The organism is Atlanticothrix silvestris CENA357 (assembly GCF_016056295.1).
Taxonomy (GTDB): domain Bacteria; phylum Cyanobacteriota; class Cyanobacteriia; order Cyanobacteriales; family Nostocaceae; genus Atlanticothrix; species Atlanticothrix silvestris.
On record NZ_JAECZB010000010.1, the window covers coordinates 1 to 2,374 of the forward strand.

Sequence of the window (2,374 nt, forward strand, 5' to 3'; positions counted from 1 at the left end):
CCCAGCCCCAGCCCAAGGCCTAGCCACAGCCCCAGCCCAAGCCCAAGCCCAAGCCACAGCCCCAGCCCAAGGCCCAGTCAGAGCCAGAGCCACAGCCACAGCCCCAGCCCCAGCCCAAACCATGTACGGAGCGTTAGACGCTGCTAACAAGTATCCTATTGATAGGTAGCTTAACAATACACCAACTAACCAGCCCCAGGGAATAACAACTTCTGTTCTATGAACTTGAGCAACAGATGGTGGAGGCGTTGCTTTTGGTACTTCTAACATTGCCAACCATGCCTGCATTGACCGAGGGCGGTCTTTTACCTCCAACTCCATACCCTTGAGAATTGCTTGATTTAATCGGTCACTAATACTTGAAATAATTTGTTTTGGTGGAGTTAGGCGAGTATTCTCAAGCTTACGAGCTAGAGAAGTTGTAGGGTGTTTACCTGTCACCGCATAATAAAGTGTGGCAGCTAAACAGTAAATATCAACTGTCGGCTCTCGACTACCTCTGGTCATCTACTCATAAGGTGCAAATCCCCGATTACCTGCATTGCCTGTTGAACTCAAGGTTTTAGGTACGAGTTCTTTGGCGATACCAAAGTCAATCAGAACTGCTTTTTTGCCATTTCTCCGCACCATGATGTTTCCAGGGTGTGCATCTCGGTGTACTAATCCTGCTTGATGCACTACACTCAAAGCTTCCCCAATTTGGCGGATGCAGGGTAAAATCTCCGCTTCTGGTAAAGCCCCCCTACGCCTCACCGCTTCAAATAAATTTTCTCCCTCAACAAAGTTCATCACCAAACAGTGGTTAGCACCTTCTCGAAACAAGTCAATCACTCCCACAATGTGAGGATGGGGGTCTTTTGATAAGCGTGCGAGTATCTGCCCTTCTTGGATAAATCTCTCTATGTACTCTTCATATTCCGGATCGTGACTGAGATATTCATTTGGTGTCTTAATTACAACTATCTGGTTTAGTTCAACATGCAAAGCCTTGTAAGTAATCCCAAATCCCCCCTGTCCCAGGACTTGCTTAATTACATATTTGCCACTTTGCAATTGTTGTCCTGCTATCCAGGGCATGAATACCTCTAAGTAAAGAAAAATCCCTTAATCTAGCATCCTGATGAGAGTGTACCTAAATCTACGGAGTTTTGCTAGATGAGGGACTAGGAGATAGTGACGGTGGGCTAGGAGACGCAAATGGTTTAAAAATCGGAATCAAACCGGCCATCCCTGAAAACAAGGTTCCAATAGCTGCAATTAAGGTTGCAATGGCAGTAACGGCAATCCAATTAATTTTTGATTCCGGTTTAGGAGGTACAGGTGTCTCTGTCTTGCTAGTTTCCCCTATTAACCCTAAAGAGTCGAGCCATTCCCGCATCGATTGAGGGCGCTGTTTGGGATCTAGCTTCATACCTGTTATAATTGCGCGGTTGGTGCGATCGCTAATTTGAGGATTCCATTCTTTTGGAGACACTAAATGTTCGCCGTCCACTTTGCGCTTGACTGCATCGACAGGTGTTTTCCCCGTCAGAAGTTTATACAGAGTAGCTGCAAGTGAATAAATATCGCTATACGCACGAGTTATAGTACCTTTAGCGTAAAGTTCAGGAGGCGTAAATCCATCAGACGTTTCCTTGGTTCGGCTTGTAGTTAAGATATGGTCAAAGTCCAGAGCTAAACCAAAATCGATTAGTACTGCTTCTAGCTGTCCCTCTCGGTTCCGCAACAAGATATTTCCTGGATGCACATCCCGATGAATCAGTTCATTTTCATGTACAACTATCAGCGCTTCTCCAATTTGCTGAATGTAACGTAGTGCATCTGATTCCGAAAGTGTTGGTGGGCGCAGATCAGCCAAACTCACGCCATCCACATACTCCATTACCAAACACAAACAGTCTGCTTCCTCAAAGGAGTCTACGACCTCTACAATATACTTATGCTTACACCTCTGAAGCTTTAAAGCCTCCCGCAAAAACATTGTCTTTAGCCGTTCACGTTCCGACTGGTTAAGGGATTTGAGCAAGTCATCATTTAAGGTTTTAATGACTTGGCGATCGCCATTCTTATTTTTGACCAAATAAGTAATACCAAAGCGTCCTCTTCCCAATTCTCTCTCAATGGTGTATTCTCCACCTTGCAAGCGATCGCCAGCTATCCAAGCCACGTTTGCAACTCCCAAAATGCTTAGATTAATTCTCACACAAGAGAGCCTTAATAACTTGAGCCTCCCTTGGCAGAATTAATGCGATCGCCTAACTGCCCAAATGAATGCGCGATCTACTGAAATTATTAAATAAACTGCGGTTTGTTTACAGAATCTTTTGAAATGAATACGCGATCTACTGAAATGAGTAAGCAAAAAGAACTTTTA

At 44.7% G+C, this 2,374-nt stretch carries 2 protein-coding genes and 1 pseudogene; all 3 read right to left on the reverse strand.

Translation table 11 applies throughout. The annotated features are described in order from the left end of the window. A pseudogene (locus I8751_RS29485) lies at positions 1–507 on the reverse strand (serine/threonine protein kinase); the annotation flags it as partial. Continuing rightward, positions 508–1,077, reverse strand: a complete 570-nt coding sequence (locus I8751_RS29490; protein ID WP_225893999.1) for a serine/threonine protein kinase — start codon at positions 1,075–1,077, stop codon at positions 508–510. It lies immediately after the preceding pseudogene. 61 nt (positions 1,078–1,138) lie between these two features. Next, positions 1,139–2,167 (reverse strand): serine/threonine protein kinase, encoded by a 1,029-nt coding sequence (locus I8751_RS06545; RefSeq protein WP_214438366.1) that lies wholly within the window; start codon positions 2,165–2,167, stop codon positions 1,139–1,141. Positions 2,168–2,374 lie beyond the last annotated feature (207 nt).